Here is a 17,581-nt window from a genome sequence, read left to right as displayed (position 1 = left end):
AATTGCCAGAAGCTACAGTCGCAGTAAAAGGAACCCAAGAGGCAGGCAAGGAAGGTCAGTCCTTAACGCAACCAGAATTGCCAGAAGCTAGGGTAGAGGCCAAAGGTACTCAAGAAACAGGTAAGGAAGGTCAGTCCTTAACGCAACCAGAATTGCCAGAAGCTACGGTAGAGGCCAAAGGCACTCAAGAGGAAGGCAAGGAAGGCCAATCCTTAACGCAACCAACCTTGCCAGAAGCTACAGTCGCAGTTAAAGGCACCCAAGAGGCAGGTAAGGAAGGTCAATCTTTAACCCAACCTGCATTACCAGAAGCTACGGTAGAGGTCAAAGGTACACAAGAGGAAGGCAAAGCAGGCCAGTCCTTAACCCAACCCGAATTACCAGAGGCTACAGTAGAGTCTAAAGGAACTCAAGAGGCAGGTAAAGAAGGACAAGCCCTTGTACAAGAACAGTTACCTGAGTATAAAGTAACTGAGGGAACCCTTGTTGAAACATCAACTACAGACTTAGACTACAAAACTGAAACGATTGAGGATCCAACCAAGTATACGGACGAAGAAACTGTCGTAAGAAATGGTGAAAAAGGAAGTCAAGTTACTAAAACAACTTATAAAACAATAGAAGGTGTTAAAACTGATCAAGTTCTTTCAACTAGCACAGAAGTCACCAAGGAACCTGTTGACCAACAGATAAGTCGTGGGACAAAACCAATTGAAGGAACTCTTGTAGAAGAAAGTCTGGAAAAGATTCCATTTAAGGAAGTTATTAAAGAAGATGACCAACTGAAAAAAGGCTTAGAAGTTGTAGCTCAAGAAGGGAAAGAAGGTCAGAAAAAAATCACCAAGACCTTTAATACCATCAAAGGAGTTAAAACAGAGGACGCTCCAAAAGTAACAGAGGAAATCCTTGAGGAACCTCAAGACAAAATTTTGAAACGTGGTACCAAGAGTTTTGAAAAACCAGTATTGACCATCACAGCAGTTGAACCTAAAGATTTGAAGCGTACTTCAGATGTTAAATACAGTCTAGAAAATCCAAGTAAGGCGGCCATTAAATCTATCACCCTAACTCTGAAAAAAGGTGATGAGATTGTGAAAACCTTGAGTGTTTCACCTGACAACTTGACAGCTAGCCTGACAGATTTGCAGTACTACAAGGATTATAAACTTGAAACTAAGATGGTTTATGACCGTGGTGAGGGTGATGAGGAAGAAGTTCTGAAAGAAGAACCTCTAAGAATTGACCTCAAAAAAGTCGAAATAAAAAACATCAAAGAAACAAGCTTGATGAGTGTGGACGCTGACGGTAACGAAACAGATACTAGTTTGCTGACAGAAAAACCAGCTGATGTTGCTCCGCTTTACCTACGAGTGACAACTCACGACAACAAAGTTACAAGACTTGCAGTTGACAAGATTGAAGAAGTAGAAAAAGACGGAAAAACTTTATACAAAGTCACTGCCAAAGCACCTGATTTGATTCAACGTAATGCTGAAAATACACTTAGCGAAGAGTATGTTCATTACTTTGAAAAACAAAAAGCAAAAGAAGGTAATGTTTACTACAACTTCAACGAGCTTGTAAAAGATATGAAAGCTAACCCTAGCGGTGAGTTCAAACTTGGTGCAGATTTAAATGCAGCCAATGTACCAACTCCAAATAAAGAGTATGTTCCTGGTACATTTAAAGGTAAGTTATCAAGTGTTGACGGGCAACGTTATTCAATCCACAATATGTCTCGTCAATTATTTGGTGGTATTGAAGGTGGTTCAGTTAAAGATGTTAACTTGGCTAATGTTGATATTAATATGCCTTGGATTGACAATATTTCTGCTCTTGCTAGAACTGTCAAAAATGCTACGGTTGAAAACATTAAAGTAACTGGTAGTATCCTCGGTAGAGATGGAATTGCTGGTATTATTAATAAAGGAGATACTGGAGCTCAATTAACAAATGTTGCATTCATCGGTAATCTTACTGGTGTTGGTAACAGAGGTTGGGATTTCGGTGGAATTGCCGGAGAACTTTGGAAAGGTAATATAGATAAAGCTTATGTAGAAGCTAATATGGTAGCTAATAAAGCTCGTATCGGTGGTCTTGTTGCTAGAACGGACAACAGTGGCGACCCTAACGGAATCGGAAAATACGGAGCTGTACGTAATGCTGTTACAAAAGGAACTATTAAAGTAAAAGATCCTGTTGAAACAGGTGGATTCATCAGTAAAAACTGGGCATGGGGTAAAGTTGCTGATTCTGTGTCTATGATTAAAGTTGAAAATGGTGAAGTATTCTATGGATCTAAAGATATTGACGAAGATGGTGGATATTTCTCAAATAACGCATTAGAACGTAACTTCATCGTGAAAGATGTAAGTACAGGTAAGCGTTCATTTAAATTCTCTGTTTCTAACCGAATTAAAGAAGTTTCTCAAGAAGAAGCTGACCAGAAAATTGCAACTTTAGGAATTACAGCTAATGATTATGTTATCAATCCTCTTGTTTCAGACACACTAAATAATGTAAAACCAAAATCTGACACTTACAAAGATACTCAAGACTACGATGCATCTCGTGAGCTTGCTTACCGTAACATCGAAAAACTTCAACCGTTCTACAACAAAGAATGGATCGTCAACCAAGGGAACAAGCTTGCAGCTAATAGTCCATTAATGACTAAAGAAGTCTTGTCTGTTACGGCGATGAAAGGCAATGCCTTTGTCACAGACCTTACAGATGCTGACCATATTTTTGTCCACTACGCAGATAAGACAAAAGACATCTTTACAATTTCACCGAAAGAATCTAAAGTTAAACAAGTGAAAGAATACAGTGTCGCTGAGCTTGGTGAAGTCGTTTATACACCAAATATGGTTGTTAAAGATCGTGCAGATTTAATCAGCGCTATCGAAAGCAAGTTAAGTCCAGTTGAATTGCAATCTGACCCGATTTACCAACACTTGGGTAGAACTGGTGGCAACAAAGTCAATGCAATTAAGGATTTATACTTAGAAGAAAGCTTCAAGTACGTTAAAGATAATCTTACTCAATTTGTTACGAAGTTAGTGGAAAATGAAGATCACCAACTTAACACAGATGAAGCTGCTAAACGTGCCTTGATTAAGAAAATTGATGACAATAAGGCTGCAGTTCTTCTTGGTTTGTCTTACCTCAACCGTTACTACGGTGTTAAATTCGATGAATTTAATATTAAAGAGTTAATGTTATTCAAACCGGACTTCTATGGTAAGAATGTTAGTGTGTTAGACTTCTTGATTAAGGTTGGCTCTAAAGAAAGTAACATTAAAGGTGATAGAACTTTAGAAGCTTATCGTGAAACTATCGGTGGAACTATTGGTATAGGTGAGTTAAACAGTTTCTTAGACTATAACATGCGTCTATTCACAAGTGATACTGACTTAAACGATTGGTTCATAAAAGCAACTAAAGATAATGTATATGTCGTTGAACCAAAAACAACAACTCCTGAATTTGCCGATAAGAAACACAGAGCATACGAAGGATTAAATAATGATGTTCACGGTAAGATGATTCTGCCACTTCTTAACTTAAAAGATGCTCACATGTTCTTAATCTCAACATATAACACTATGGCTTACAGTTCATTTGAGAAATATGGTAAGAACACAGCAGCAGAGCGTGAAGCATTCAAGAAAGAAATCGATAAAGTAGCAAAAGCTCAACAAAATTATCTAGACTTCTGGTCTCGTTTATCATTAGATAAAGTTCGTAACCAACTGCTTAAGAGCAACAACATGGTACCAACACCAGTACTAGATAACCAAAACTATCCAGAAGGTACTGACAAATACGGTCACACTAACAGCGGTAAAGACATTGCTCCAGTTCGCGAACTATACGGACCAACAGGTCGTTACCATGCTACTGACTGGCGTATGGGAGCTGTAGCTCGTATCTACGGTAATCCTTATAAGGATGATTCAGTCTTCTTCATGGTTACCAATATGATTAGTGACTTTGGTATCTCTGCATTTACTCACGAAACGACTCATGTAAACGACCGTATGGTTTACTTAGGTGGTTCTAGACACCGTGAAGGAACTGACTTAGAAGCATTTGCACAAGGTATGTTACAATCACCTGCTGAAACAAGTCCAAACGGTGACTTTAAAGCACTTGGATTGAACATGGCCTACGAACGTCCAAATGATGGAAATCAATGGTATAACACTAATCCAAATGATCTTACATCTCGTGAAGAAATCGATCACTACATGAAAGGCTTTAACGATACACTCATGCTTCTTGATTACCTTGAAGGTGAAGCTGTAATTGATAAGCACAGTAAAGAACTAAATAACGCTTGGTTCAAGAAAGTAGATAAGCAACTTCGTGGAGCTAATACGAAGAACCAATACGACAATGTTAGAGATTTAAATGCAGAAGAAAAAGAATATAATTTAACATCTGTTAACGACTTAGTAGAGAAAAACTTCATGACTAAACACGGTCCTGGTAATGGTCAGTATGACCCAACTGGATTCGGTTCTGCTTATGTAACGGTGCCTATCACCGCTGGTATCTATGGTGGTAATACGAGTGAAGGAGCACCAGGAGCAATGTCATTTAAACATAATACCTTCCGTATGTGGGGTTACTATGGATATGAAAAAGGGTTCCTAAATTATGCTTCTAACATGCTGAAAAATGAGTCTAAACAAGCAGGTCATGCTACTCTAGGAGATGACTTCATCATTAAGAAAGTTTCTGATGGTAAATTTAGTACTCTAGAAGATTGGAAGAAAGCATACTTCAAAGAAGTTGTTGATCAAGCGAAAGCAGGATTTAACCCTGTTACAATTGACGGTACTACATACAGTAGTTACGACGACTTGAAGAATGCATTTGCTGCAGCTGTCGATAAAGATAAAGCAACTCTAAATAATGGTTCAGTTAAATTTGATAATACTGTATCACTTAAAGAGAAACTCTTCAAGAAACTTCTTCAACAAACAAACAGCTTTAAAACTTCAATCTTTAAATAATCGAAAATTCTCATCTGCTTTGCGGATGAGGGTTTTCTTATTTTATGCTATACTTAAGATATGCATAGAAAAACAGTGATTGATTTTAGGGCTTTGGGGGAGAGATATATCTTTACCCAGCCTATCAAAGAGTTAAAAACCAGAGATTTAGCAGAAGTGGCAGATTTGCTGGCACAAGTGGAAAGTTACCAAGAGCAAGGCTATTATGTGGTGGGTTATGTCAGCTATGAGGCTGCACCTGCTTTTGAGGAGAAATTAGCAGTTCACAAGACCCCTCTACTTGGCGAGTACCTGCTTTACTTTACTGTTCATGATAGGGTAGAAATATCCCCTATTCCTCTGACTTATGATGCGATTGATTTGCCTTCAAATTGGCAGGAAGTAACATCTGCAGCAGACTATGAAAAGGCTATTGCCCAGATACATCATCATTTGCGGCAGGGAGATACCTATCAGGTCAACTACACTGTCCAACTCAAGCAAGACTTAAGTGCCAATCCTTTTGCCATCTACAATCGTATGGTGGTAGAGCAGGAGGCGGGCTACAATGCTTATGTTGAACATGACGAGATGGCAGTGATATCCATGAGTCCAGAGCTCTTTTTTGAGCAAAATGGCCGCGAGTTGATAACGCGACCAATGAAGGGAACGACTCAGCGTGGCATAACTGACCAAGAAGACTTAGAGCAGGCTAGTTGGTTGGAGCAGGATCCTAAAAATCGCTCTGAAAATATGATGATTGTGGACCTCTTGCGCAATGATATGAATCGTATTTCTGAAGTGGGCAGTGAGCATGTGGAGTGTCTGTGTCAGGTAGAGCAGTACTCAACCGTTTGGCAAATGACTTCGACCATCAAGAGTCGGTTGCGAGAGGATGTAGACCTTGTTGAAATCTTCCGCTCTCTCTTTCCTTGTGGTTCCATAACGGGTGCTCCGAAAATTGCGACTATGGAGATTATCAAAAATTTGGAGCCTCAACCGCGCGGAGTCTACTGTGGAACGATTGGTCTCTTGCTTCCACATGGACGACGGATTTTTAATGTGGCCATTCGGACCATTCAACTGCATAAAGGAAAAGCTATCTATGGAGTTGGTGGCGGCATTACATGGGATAGCACTTGGGAATCTGAATACCGAGAAGTTCATCAAAAGGCGGCTGTTCTCTATCGGAAACAAGCTCGTTTTCAGCTGTTTACTACTGGGAAGATCAGCCAGAAGAATTTGTTGTTTGAAGAACAACATCTGGAAAGGCTGAGAAAAGCTAGTCGTTATTTTGCCTTTCCTTTTGAGGCAGAAGACTTGAAACAAAAGATAGAGGAAGAGTGTCAGGCTTGTGATGCTAATCAAGATTACCGCTTGCGAATTAGCCTTAGCAAATCTGGAGAGATAAAACTCAGTCGTCAAGCATTAATACCCCTTAGTCCAAGTTTTTGTCAGTCCAAACTTTGCCTTCAGGAAGTCAATTTGCAACAAGCCTTTACCTATTTTAAAACAAGCCACCGACCGCATTTGAGCCTGGGGAAGCAGGAAATTATTTACCATAATGCAGCTGGAGAGTTATTGGAAACCTCAATCGGAAATTTGGTTCTGAAAATCGCTGGAAAACTCTACACACCGCCTGTCCGACTTGGAATCTTGCCAGGGATTTACCGTCAGCATTTGCTGGAAAGAGGACAGGTAGAAGAGAAAGTCTTGACCTTGGCAGATTTAGCCCAAGCGGAAGCTATTTACGGCTGTAATGCCGTGAGAGGCTTATATGAGTTAATCTTACAGGAGAAGTAGATGAAACTGATATTTTTACATGGCTTAGGGCAGTCAGCAGAGTCTTGGAAAGAGGTTCGGAATCTACTGACAGATTATCCTTCTGAGGCTATCGAGTTATTTTCTTCTGAAGTTAACAGCTATCAAAAAGTCAAGGAGCGAGTTTATCAGCGCCTAGCTCAAGAGACAGAACCTTTTGTTTTGATTGGATTGTCCTTAGGTGCTGCACTTGCATTAGAGCTATCAAGTTACGATTTGCCAAATCTTCAGGCCTTGGTTTTATCAGGTTGTCCATTGAAACTAGCGGGCAATATCCCTTTTTACATTCAGTTGCTGATATTTAAATTGCTGCCTAAGAGGATATTTGAGAAACAGGGAGCAGATAAATCGCTTCTGGTTGGAGTTTCTGAGGAATTAAAAACACTTGATTTAAGGGAGATTGCAAAGAATTGTCCCTATCCAACTTTGTTAATTTGTGGTAGTCAGGATAAGCCAAATCTTAGTTCAATGAAAGCTATTCAAGAACTGATGTCAAATTCCCAGTTCCAGATTATCCCTGACGGTTCTCATGTTCTGAATAGAGCAAAACCAAAGGAGTTTGTAGAAAAGACCAGAAGTTTCCTTGAATTGCTGAAATAAGTTTGATAAAATAATATTGAAAACGATATCATAATTATAGGAGAAAGAAATGAACAAACGTCTATTTTTAAAAATGAGTCTGGCTACCTTGCCAGTTTTAGCCTTGTTTTCACAGCCTGTGTTAGCAGAAGAAAACATTCATTTTTCTAGCTGTAAGGAAGCTTGGGCAAATGGATACTCGGATATTCACGAGGGAGAACCGGGATATTCTGCCAAGTTGGACCGCGATCATGATGGTGTAGCTTGTGAATTGAAAAATGCTCCTAAGGGTGCTTTCAAAGCAAAACAATCAACTGCGGCTCAAAGCAATACAAGTTCAGCAACAGCAAGTGGTTGGGTTAAGCAGGACGGCGCTTGGTACTATGTTGATGGAAATGGAAATCCAGTGAAAAATGCTTGGCAGGGAAGCTATTACCTGAAAGCTGATGGTAAAATGGCACAGAGCGAATGGATTTATGACTCTTCTTATCAAGCTTGGTATTATTTGAAATCAGATGGTTCTTATGCAAAGAATGCATGGCAAGGAGCTTACTACCTTAAATCAAACGGTAAAATGGCACAAGGTGAGTGGGTTTATGACTCTTCTTACCAAGCCTGGTATTACTTGAAATCAGATGGTTCATACGCTCGTAATGCATGGCAAGGAAATTACTATTTGAAATCAGATGGCAAAATGGCTAAAAATGAGCGAGTTGATGGAGGCCGCTACTACGTAGATGCTTCAGGCCTCTGGAAACCATAAGTTAGGATAAAATCTAGAAAGTTAATGCAAACCTTTGCATAAATGAGTGAATTTTGTTATACTAGTACTGTAAGCATTTTCAATTGCTAAACAATGAAAAAGGAGAATATGATGAGTCAAAAGATTATTGGGATTGACCTTGGTGGAACTTCTATCAAATTTGCAATCTTGACAACAGCAGGAGAAATCCAAGAAAAATGGTCTATCAAGACCAACATTTTGGATGAGGGAAGTCATATCGTAGATGATATGATTGAGTCTATTCAACATCGTTTGGACTTGCTTGGATTGGCAGCAGCGGACTTCCAAGGTATTGGGATGGGATCACCAGGTGTGGTTGACCGTGAAAAAGGGACTGTTATCGGTGCCTACAACCTCAACTGGAAAACCCTTCAACCAATCAAAGAAAAGATTGAAAAAGCCGTGGGTATTCCATTTTTTATCGATAATGATGCCAACGTAGCTGCTCTTGGTGAACGTTGGATGGGTGCTGGTGATAACCAACCAGATGTTGTCTTTATGACACTCGGTACAGGTGTTGGTGGCGGTATCGTCGCAGAAGGAAAATTGCTTCACGGTGTTGCCGGTGCTGCTGGTGAACTTGGCCATATCACTGTGGACTTTGACCAACCAATCGCATGTACTTGTGGGAAAAAAGGCTGTCTTGAGACAGTGGCTTCAGCAACAGGTATTGTCAACTTGACTCGTCGTTACGCAGATGAATACGAAGGCGATGCAGAATTGAAACGTTTGATCGACGACGGTGAAGAAGTAACAGCTAAAACTGTCTTTGACTTGGCAAAAGAAGGAGACGATCTTGCTTTGATCGTTTACCGTAATTTCTCACGTTACTTGGGTATTGCATGTGCCAACATCGGTTCAATCCTAAACCCATCAACAATCGTTATCGGTGGTGGTGTGTCAGCTGCAGGAGAATTCCTTCTACAAGGTGTTCAAAAAGTCTATGATGAAAATACTTTCCCACAAGTGCGCACATCAACAAAATTGGCTCTTGCAACTCTAGGAAATGACGCTGGAGTTATCGGAGCAGCATCACTTGTATTGCAGTAAAATAAAAAAGGAGAAAATTGCTTTCTAGAAGCGAGTGATTTTCCTCCTTTCTTTTTTTATGCTATACTAGTTAGGACAATAAATGAGGTGAGAGAGAATGACAAAAGCAGATACGATTTTTAAAGAAAATATTGAACGAATCCTCAAAGACGGTGTCTTTTCTGAGCAGGCCCGTCCCAAGTACAAGGATGGGACTGTTGCTAACTCCAAGTATGTAACTGGTGCCTTTGCCGAATATGACTTGGCCAAGGGGGAATTTCCTATCACAACCTTGCGTCCCATTGCCATTAAATCAGCTATCAAGGAAGTACTTTGGATTTACCAAGACCAGTCTAATAGCCTAGAAGTGCTAAATAGCAAGTACAATGTTCACTACTGGAATGACTGGGAAGTGGGAGATACGGGAACTATTGGTGAGCGGTATGGTGCCGTTGTTAAGAAACACGATATCATCAATAAGCTTCTCAAACAGTTGGCAGCCAATCCTTGGAACCGCCGCAATATCATATCACTCTGGGATTACCAAGCTTTCGAAGAAACCGATGGACTGCTCCCATGTGCCTTTCAGACCATGTTTGATGTCCGCCGTGTAGATGGGGAAATCTATCTGGATGCGACCTTGACCCAGCGTTCTAATGATATGCTAGTGGCCCACCACATCAATGCTATGCAGTATGTGGCTCTTCAAATGATGATTGCCAAACATTTTGGCTGGAAGGTTGGGAAGTTCTTCTACTTTATCAACAACCTCCATATCTATGACAATCAATTTGAACAAGCTCAAGAATTGCTCCGTCGGGAGCCGTCAAACTGCCAACCACGTTTGGTCTTGAATGTGCCAGATAAGACCAATTTCTTTGATATTAAAGCAGAAGATTTTGAGTTGGTGGATTATGACCCTGTCAAGCCACAGTTGAAGTTTGACCTGGCTATTTAAAAGAATAGAAAAAAGAAGTTGAGAAATAAATCCCAACTTCTTTTGTTTCTTAACGTGATACGCGACGACGAGCTGCTTTTTTACGGTTTTCTTCGATGAAAGCTGCTTTTTGCTCTTCTGGTTCGATTACTTTCTTTTTAAATGCGTATACCGCGCCTGCAAGTGCAGCGACAGTTCCTGCGACACCTGTTACAAGACCTTTAGCGAATCCTTTAGCCATGAGTCTTCCTCCTTTATATTCTCAATCAGTCAGCCTCTTCAAGAGGTCACATTTTTCTGACTGACCTTTTTGTGTTATAATAATAGTAACGAAAAAATGGGAATTTTTCAAGGAAAAAAGATGAAAACAAAAATAATTGTGATTGTTGGACCGACTGCTGTTGGAAAAACAGCCCTTGCCATTGAAGTGGCCAAGCGTTTTAATGGCGAAGTGGTTAGTGGAGATAGCCAGCAAGTCTATCGAGGACTTGATATTGGGACGGCCAAGGCTAGTCCAGAAGAGCAGGCAGCTGTTCCTCATCATTTAATCGATGTTAGAGAGGTAACCGAGTCTTACTCGGCTTTTGATTTTGTTTCAGAAGCTAAGATGGCTATTGAGGACATTCACAGTCGTGGCAAGCTAGCTATTATTGCTGGTGGTACTGGACTTTATATCCAGAGCTTGCTAGAAGGTTATCACCTGGGTGGGGAGACTCCCCATGAGGAGATTTTGGACTATCGAGCTAGTTTGGAGCCATATTCAGATGAGGAATTAGCTCATCTTGTGGCGCAAGCAGGCCTTGAAATTCCTCAGTTTAATCGTCGTCGTGCTATGCGTGCCTTGGAAATCGCCCATTTTGGTCGGGATTTGGAAAATCAAGAGACCTTGTATGAACCATTGATTATCTGCTTGGATGATGAACGTAGTCAACTTTATGAGCGTATCAACCATCGAGTCGATTTGATGTTTGAAGCTGGTCTTTTGGATGAGGCTAAGTGGCTCTTTGATCATTACCCTGATGTGCAGGCTGCTAAAGGAATTGGCTACAAGGAACTCTTTCCTTATTTCCGTGGAGAGCAAACCTTGGAGGAAGCTAGTGAGAGTCTCAAACAGGCTACCCGTCGTTTTGCCAAGCGTCAGCTGACCTGGTTCCGTAATCGCATGCAGGTGACCTTTTATCAGATTGGAGAATCTGGTGTACAAGACCGCATTTTAAGCCAGATAGAGGAGTTTTTAGATGATTGATACGGAAAAAAAAGAGGAGCGAGTCCTGCTCATTGGTGTGGAATTGCAGGGCATGGACAATTTTGACCTCTCCATGGAAGAATTGGCCAGTCTAGCCAAGACAGCTGGGGCAGTCGTTGTAGATAGCTACAGACAAAAACGTGAAAAGTATGACTCAAAGACCTTCGTAGGCTCTGGTAAGTTAGAAGAAATTGCGCTGATGGTGGATGCAGAAGAAATTACCACTGTCATCGTCAACAACCGTCTGACCCCAAGGCAAAATGTCAATCTAGAGGGAGTTCTGGGTGTTAAGGTCATTGACCGTATGCAGTTGATTTTGGATATCTTTGCCATGCGAGCTCGAAGCCATGAAGGGAAGCTCCAAGTTCACCTAGCCCAGCTCAAGTATCTCTTGCCTCGCTTGGTTGGTCAGGGAATTATGCTCAGCCGTCAGGCAGGGGGAATTGGTTCCCGTGGACCTGGTGAAAGCCAGCTGGAACTGAATCGTCGTAGTGTTCGAAACCAAATTACGGATATCGAGCGTCAGCTCAAGGTGGTTGAGAAAAATCGGGCGACTGTCAGAGAAAAACGTCTGGAGTCCAGCACCTTTAAGATTGGTTTGATTGGTTATACCAATGCTGGGAAGTCAACCATCATGAACGCCTTAACCAGTAAGACCCAGTATGAGGCAGATGAACTCTTTGCGACTCTAGATGCGACGACTAAGAGTATCCATCTGGGAGGCAATCTCCAAGTAACTTTGACAGATACCGTGGGCTTTATCCAAGATTTGCCGACAGAGTTGGTGTCCAGTTTCAAGTCAACCTTGGAAGAAAGCAAGCATGTGGACCTTCTGGTTCATGTTATCGATGCCAGCAATCCTTACCATGAGGAGCATGAAAAAACAGTCCTGTCCATCATGAAAGATTTGGATATGGAAGATATTCCTCGCCTGACCCTTTATAATAAAGCGGATTTGGTGGAGGATTTCACGCCTACCCAAACGCCTTATGCCCTCATTTCTGCCAAGTCTGAGGATAGTCGTGAGAACTTGCAGGCACTATTTTTGGAGAAAATCAAGGATATTTTTGAATCTTTTACCCTGCGCGTGCCTTTTTCTAAGTCCTACAAGATTCATGATTTAGAAAGTGTTGCGATTCTTGAAGAACGTGATTATCAGGAGGACGGCGAAGTCATTACAGGCTACATTTCCGAGAAAAATAAATGGAGGTTAGAGGAATTTTATGACTGATATTAAAACGTTGGCTCTAAAATATGGGGGCTATACAAGTATGGATAAGGTCTATCTGGATCAACTTCTAGCTGGTAGAACAGAGCAAGAGCAGTTGGCACTGATCACTCCTCCACCTAGCGTGGTCAATGCTTACTTTGCAGAACTCTACCAGAAAAAAAGTCCTGAGGCTGCGACGGATTATTTTGCAGAAGTCAGTCAGGAACTGAATCTCTACAATGCTGAACCAAGTTTCACCTTTGAAAATAAGCCCTTTATTCGTCTGAATCTGTCTGGTAAATCCTTTGGTTTTTGTTATGAGAGTGAGGATCTTGGTCGGATTTTCTCTGAAAATGAGGAGAAAATCTCGGATGACTTACTCTTTGAGATTGCGCAAATTTTCCCCCATCAGCTAGTCTTTGAGGAGTCTGGCAAGATTTACATGAAGGCTGTCGGAGATGAGGAAGTTGTTAGTGTAGAGAGTCTCACAGCTTTGACAGATTTGGAAAACTTGGCTGATGGTCGCAAACGTCTAAAAGGCTACAGTCAAGAGGATTTATTACAGGAAGCTACTGCTTTTTCTGGCAAGCGCTATTTCCGATCGGAAAATCGCACAGCCATGTTATATATTGATTAATTAGAAAGTATCGAATGGATATTCAATTTTTAGGAACGGGGGCTGGCCAGCCCTCTAAAGCCCGCAATGTTTCAAGTCTCGCTCTGAAACTCTTGGACGAGATTAACGAAGTCTGGCTCTTTGACTGTGGAGAAGGTACGCAAAATCGCATTCTGGAAACCACGATTCGACCACGTAAGGTCAGCAAAATCTTTATCACCCACCTGCATGGAGACCACATTTTTGGCTTACCAGGTTTCCTTTCTAGTCGAGCCTTTCAGGCTAATGAAGAGCAGACGGATTTGGAAATCTATGGACCTCAAGGGATTAAGTCCTTTGTCTTAACCAGTCTTCGTGTGTCAGGTTCTCGTCTGCCCTACCGCATTCATTTCCATGAGTTTGACCAAGATTCCCTTGGGAAAATCCTTGAGACCGATAAATTCATTGTGTATGCAGAGGAGTTGGACCACACTATTTTCTGTGTTGGTTATCGTGTCATGCAAAAGGACCTTGAAGGAACGCTGGATGCTGAAAAACTTAAGGCAGCTGGTGTCCCATTTGGCCCACTTTTTGGAAAAATCAAAAACGGTCAGGATGTTGTTCTCGAAGATGGGACTGAAATCAAGGCAGCTGACTATATCTCAGCTCCTCGTCCAGGTAAGATTATCACTATTCTAGGTGACACCCGCAAAACCAATGCCAGCGTGCGTCTGGCTATCAATGCTGATGTCTTGGTTCATGAATCAACTTATGGTAAGGGCGATGACAAAATTGCTCGCAATCACGGCCACTCAACCAACATGCAGGCAGCAGAGGTCGCAGTAGAAGCAGGTGCCAAACGCCTCCTGCTCAACCATATCAGCGCCCGTTTCCTCTCAAAAGATATCAGCAAGCTCAAGAAAGACGCTGCTAGTATTTTTGAAAATGTCCATGTGGTCAAAGACTTGGAAGAAGTGGAAATCTAACAGATTGAGAAAGGATAAGGATGCCTACTATTCTGATTACAGGAGCTAGCGGTGGTTTAGCCCAAGAAATGGTCAAACTCCTGCCCAATGACCAGCTCATCTTGCTTGGTAGAAATAAAGAAAAATTAGTTCAACTTTACGGAAATCATCCTCATGCAGAATTGATGGAAATAGACATTATCGATGATTCAGCCTTAGAAACTCTGGTAGCAGACCTCTATCTCCGCTATGGCAAGATTGATGTCTTGATTAACAACGCTGGTTACGGAATTTTTGAAGATTTCGACCAGATTTCCGACCAAGACATTCACCAGATGTTCGAGGTCAATACCTTTGCTTTGATGAATCTATCTCGGCGCCTTGCAGCTCGGATGAAGGAAAGCCGAAAAGGCCATATCATCAATATTGTTAGCATGGCAGGTTTGATTGCTACTGGCAAGTCTAGTCTCTACTCAGCCACTAAGTTTGCAGCCATTGGGTTTTCAAATGCTTTGCGCCTTGAACTCAGGCCCTATGGTGTCTATGTGACAACAGTTAATCCAGGCCCAATCCGTACAGGATTTTTCGACCAAGCCGACCCAGATGGAACCTATCTCAAATCGGTTGAACGTTTCCTGCTAGAACCAGATGCAGTGGCTAAAAAGATTGTCAAGATTATAGGAAAAAATAAACGAGAACTCAATCTCCCGGTTTTGTTGAACCTAGCCCATAAGTTTTATAGCCTCTTTCCCAAGCTAGCTGATAAGTTGGCAGGGGAAACTTTTAATTATAAATAAAAAAGTTGTTCCTACATTGGAGCAACTTTTTTTGACGATTAGAATAAATCCATTCCAGTCTTATTTAATGCGTGGCAGTGATAGGTGAAGGCATTGATAAAATTAGAGTAGTATTGCTGATCAATAAATTTTGCGCTTTGAAGATAATTAAATAGATTCTTGGCTAAGGGAATAGACTCAGGTTTGTTCCATCTAAATTGATTGTAAACATGCTCAACTTCTAGAAACATGAGGGGAATAGCCAGATAGCCTCGTTCGAAGGTCTGAAGTGATTTAATTTTTTTAATAATATCGTCAGCCTTTTGATAGTAACCCAGTTCAGAGAAGTATTTTACAGAGAAAGTAAGAGCATTTAAAATACGGATGTAGGTGTCAGTATTAGCACTTTCTTTGTACATAAGTAGTAATTGTTTGCTCATATGGTCAATAAGTTCCATAGGAGAATGATTGACGATGACGCGATAAATTTCAAGTTCGATACTATTAAAGACATCCGACTTCATTAAATGATTGATAATGTTTTGAATTCTGGCAACAGTTTCTGGACTCTTTGATATGGTTGGATAATGTCTTAATTTGATTGATTTAAAAATCATCTCTGCTTGAAGTGGATTGTCTTTTAGATAGACATCAAATAATTTTTCGTATTCTTCAATGTAAGTGAGAATATCCTCTTCATGGACCACATGTTTGCCAAATTCAATAGCAGGTAATTCTAAGCAGTTTCCACCTTTATTTGCATAGGCCAGAACAAAATCATTCCATTCCACTCCGATAACAATTAACAGTTTGGCAAAGTTTTCAAGTGAAATTCCTTTGTCTCCTTTTTCAAATTGACTTAGGAACTGTGGTGATACGATATCTGAGGCGGCTTCCTTTAGGCTGAGTCCTCGTGCTTCGCGCAGATACTTAAATGTAGCTCCAAATGGGTATAGATTTTCCATAAATAATCTCCTTACATACTTCTAAAACTATTATACAAAAATTTAGAGAAAAAATAGAGAAAAGAAAACTATAGTTACAAAATATTAGAATTCTATGCTATTTTTGGATTTTTTAAATAACATTGAAACTATAGTTTAAATGCCGAAAAATTTAAATATCTATTATGGTATTATAAGGGAAAGAATAGCTAAAAAGTAGGCTTGTTATACTAGTATAACAAGGATTGACTTACCACTCAATCCTATTCTATCAGCCATCAAAGGAGAAAATGATGAAGAAACTGAAAACCCTCACAACTTCAACAGCTATTGCGCTTGCGTCTGTTGGCGGAACTGCATTTGCTCAAGAAGCAACTAACACAACAGCAGTTGATGCAACTGCTGTAAACGAACCAGCTCTTGTTTCTAAACCTGTAGCTGATGCAAAACCAGAAGTGAAGAAATCTTCTGATGTCAAGCCTGCTCTTGATGCTCAAACGTCTACTGTTAAGCAAGTTGAAGCTGAAAGCCAAACAGCAAAAGCTGAAGCTACTTCTGCTAACCATGCTGTTACAACCACTGAAACTGCTTTGACAAGCGCTAAAGAGGACTTGAAGTCTGCTGAAGCTGTTAAAGCAAGTGCTACGGAAGAAAATATCACAGCTACAAAAGCTAAACAAGACGCCAATGTAAAAGCTCAAGAAGCCAATCAAAAAGCAACTGAAGCGTCTACTGAAGCCATTAAAGCACAAACTGAAACTGTAGCAAGTGAAACAGCTAACGTTGCAAGCACAACAAGTAAGAAAGCTGAAGCAGATAAAACAGTAATCGCTAAAGAAGCTAATGTAAAATCAGCTGAAGACGCGCTAAATGGTTCAGGACTTGGTGAAGCTAAAGCCTCTCTTGCCCAAGCTGAAAAAGATATTGAACAAGCAAATGCAAATATCTCAAGCGCAACAACAGCTGTCGAAACTGCTAAGAAAGCAGATAGCAACCGCGCAGATGCTATCAAACAAGCTACAAACAATGTGAATGTCAAAAATGACGCCTTGAAACTAGCTAAAGAAATGATGGACGCAGATAAAACAAAAGTTGAATCCATTCAAGAAAAAGCAGCTTCCCTTAAACATGAAGTTGACCTAGCTGAAAATTCTGTTGATACTGATGATAGTAAATTATCTTTAGAAGAAAAATATGCAATGGCTCTATTATCAGAAATAAATGATGAAACAGGAAAACTTTACTTTAAAGAACAGACTTCTACACTTTCCATGCATATGAAAAAGTTTGCGGAACTAGTTCAAAATAATAAATATCAAGAAGCACAAACATACGCTAGTTTAAATTTGCTTAATCAAATGTATCAGTTATACAAAGATGAAAAATCACAAAATTTAGTTAGAAAACTAGTTGGTGATGAGATTTTTAATAGAAACTATACTATAACTGATGGAAAATTAATCTTATCTAAGGAAGATTATAATGCATTAAATATCGTATTTTCATCAAAGTTGAATGCTTTTAGAAAATTATTAGGTGTCAAACCTATTAATCAAATTACAGAAGCAAATATTGAATCAGGTTTTAAAGCTATGGATATTTGGAATCGTTATGTTAATAGCGATGAAAATAAAAATAAAGCAATTTCTGAGATACCAGACCATATATTAGGGACAAACGAAGAGCTTCAAC

At 40.3% G+C, this 17,581-nt stretch carries 12 protein-coding genes and 1 pseudogene; 11 read left to right on the top strand and 2 right to left on the bottom strand.

What is annotated here, in order from left to right:
- From O3636_RS04320 to O3636_RS04295, 6 genes and pseudogenes are all read left to right on the top strand, one after another.
- Nucleotides 1-5,024: ZmpA/ZmpB/ZmpC family metallo-endopeptidase (locus O3636_RS04320; RefSeq protein WP_371641902.1), on the top strand; the 5,024-nt coding region annotated here is incomplete at its 5' end.
- A 60-nt stretch (nt 5,025-5,084) separates the two neighbouring features.
- On the top strand, nt 5,085-6,806 hold the full coding sequence (pabB, locus tag O3636_RS04315; protein WP_371641900.1) for an aminodeoxychorismate synthase component I: 1,722 nt from the start codon (nt 5,085-5,087) through the stop codon (nt 6,804-6,806).
- Entirely contained in the window at nt 6,807-7,424 is a 618-nt protein-coding gene (locus O3636_RS04310; protein ID WP_371641898.1) for an alpha/beta fold hydrolase, read from the top strand.
- Nucleotides 7,425-7,473: 49 nt separating this feature from the next.
- Nucleotides 7,474-8,160: pseudogene (locus tag O3636_RS04305) on the top strand (excalibur calcium-binding domain-containing protein); the annotation flags it as partial.
- A 117-nt stretch (nt 8,161-8,277) separates the two neighbouring features.
- Nucleotides 8,278-9,237, top strand: coding sequence for an ROK family glucokinase (locus tag O3636_RS04300; protein ID WP_371509881.1), 960 nt, complete (start codon nt 8,278-8,280; stop codon nt 9,235-9,237).
- A 97-nt stretch (nt 9,238-9,334) separates the two neighbouring features.
- The gene (locus O3636_RS04295) at nt 9,335-10,174 is read left to right on the top strand and encodes a thymidylate synthase (RefSeq protein WP_371641896.1); all 840 of its coding nucleotides are present in this window, start codon (nt 9,335-9,337) and stop codon (nt 10,172-10,174) included.
- A 49-nt stretch (nt 10,175-10,223) separates the two neighbouring features.
- Here O3636_RS04295 and O3636_RS04290 read toward each other — a convergent pair whose 3' ends face one another.
- Nucleotides 10,224-10,394: a DUF3042 family protein gene (locus tag O3636_RS04290; RefSeq protein WP_001051777.1), complete on the bottom strand. Its 171-nt coding sequence runs from the start codon at nt 10,392-10,394 to the stop codon at nt 10,224-10,226.
- Between the two features lie 120 nt (nt 10,395-10,514).
- Between O3636_RS04290 and miaA the strand changes: the two genes are divergently transcribed.
- The 5 genes from miaA to O3636_RS04265 are packed head-to-tail and all read left to right on the top strand — an operon-like array spanning nt 10,515 to nt 14,966.
- Complete coding sequence (miaA, locus tag O3636_RS04285; RefSeq protein WP_261219137.1) at nt 10,515-11,399, top strand: tRNA (adenosine(37)-N6)-dimethylallyltransferase MiaA; 885 nt, start codon at nt 10,515-10,517, stop codon at nt 11,397-11,399.
- On the top strand, nt 11,392-12,630 hold the full coding sequence (gene hflX / locus O3636_RS04280; RefSeq protein WP_371641893.1) for a GTPase HflX: 1,239 nt from the start codon (nt 11,392-11,394) through the stop codon (nt 12,628-12,630). The genes miaA and hflX overlap by 8 nt, the downstream gene beginning before the upstream one ends.
- Nucleotides 12,623-13,246 carry a cystathionine beta-lyase gene (locus O3636_RS04275; protein WP_371641891.1) on the top strand — a complete coding sequence of 208 codons (624 nt, stop codon included), beginning with the start codon at nt 12,623-12,625 and terminating at the stop codon, nt 13,244-13,246. The genes hflX and O3636_RS04275 overlap by 8 nt, the downstream gene beginning before the upstream one ends.
- 14 nt (nt 13,247-13,260) lie before the next feature.
- On the top strand, nt 13,261-14,190 hold the full coding sequence (rnz, locus tag O3636_RS04270; RefSeq protein WP_371641889.1) for a ribonuclease Z: 930 nt from the start codon (nt 13,261-13,263) through the stop codon (nt 14,188-14,190).
- A 20-nt stretch (nt 14,191-14,210) separates the two neighbouring features.
- Entirely contained in the window at nt 14,211-14,966 is a 756-nt protein-coding gene (locus tag O3636_RS04265; RefSeq protein ID WP_371641887.1) for an SDR family NAD(P)-dependent oxidoreductase, read from the top strand.
- A 38-nt stretch (nt 14,967-15,004) separates the two neighbouring features.
- On the opposite strand, the gene O3636_RS04260 is transcribed toward O3636_RS04265, so the two are convergent.
- Nucleotides 15,005-15,910 carry a helix-turn-helix domain-containing protein gene (locus O3636_RS04260; protein WP_371641885.1) on the bottom strand — a complete coding sequence of 302 codons (906 nt, stop codon included), beginning with the start codon at nt 15,908-15,910 and terminating at the stop codon, nt 15,005-15,007.
- Nucleotides 15,911-17,581: the final 1,671 nt, after the last annotated feature.

It is taken from the genome of Streptococcus sp. 27098_8_76 (assembly GCF_041432315.1).
Taxonomy (GTDB): domain Bacteria; phylum Bacillota; class Bacilli; order Lactobacillales; family Streptococcaceae; genus Streptococcus.
Note: the sequence above shows the minus strand (reverse complement) of the source record. Positions and strands in the feature narration are given on the sequence as shown.

Bases quoted from the DNA above. Each gene is read 5' to 3' on its own strand.
- O3636_RS04275 (WP_371641891.1), top strand. From the start codon at position 12,623: ATGACTGATATTAAAACGTTGGCTCTAAAATATGGGGGCTATACAAGT.
- O3636_RS04265 (WP_371641887.1), top strand. From the start codon at position 14,211: ATGCCTACTATTCTGATTACAGGAGCTAGCGGTGGTTTAGCCCAAGAA.
- rnz (WP_371641889.1), top strand. From the start codon at position 13,261: ATGGATATTCAATTTTTAGGAACGGGGGCTGGCCAGCCCTCTAAAGCC.
- O3636_RS04295 (WP_371641896.1), top strand. From the start codon at position 9,335: ATGACAAAAGCAGATACGATTTTTAAAGAAAATATTGAACGAATCCTC.
- O3636_RS04260 (WP_371641885.1), bottom strand. From the start codon at position 15,910: ATGGAAAATCTATACCCATTTGGAGCTACATTTAAGTATCTGCGCGAA.
- O3636_RS04300 (WP_371509881.1), top strand. From the start codon at position 8,278: ATGAGTCAAAAGATTATTGGGATTGACCTTGGTGGAACTTCTATCAAA.
- hflX (WP_371641893.1), top strand. From the start codon at position 11,392: ATGATTGATACGGAAAAAAAAGAGGAGCGAGTCCTGCTCATTGGTGTG.
- miaA (WP_261219137.1), top strand. From the start codon at position 10,515: ATGAAAACAAAAATAATTGTGATTGTTGGACCGACTGCTGTTGGAAAA.
- O3636_RS04290 (WP_001051777.1), bottom strand. From the start codon at position 10,394: ATGGCTAAAGGATTCGCTAAAGGTCTTGTAACAGGTGTCGCAGGAACT.
- pabB (WP_371641900.1), top strand. From the start codon at position 5,085: ATGCATAGAAAAACAGTGATTGATTTTAGGGCTTTGGGGGAGAGATAT.
- O3636_RS04310 (WP_371641898.1), top strand. From the start codon at position 6,807: ATGAAACTGATATTTTTACATGGCTTAGGGCAGTCAGCAGAGTCTTGG.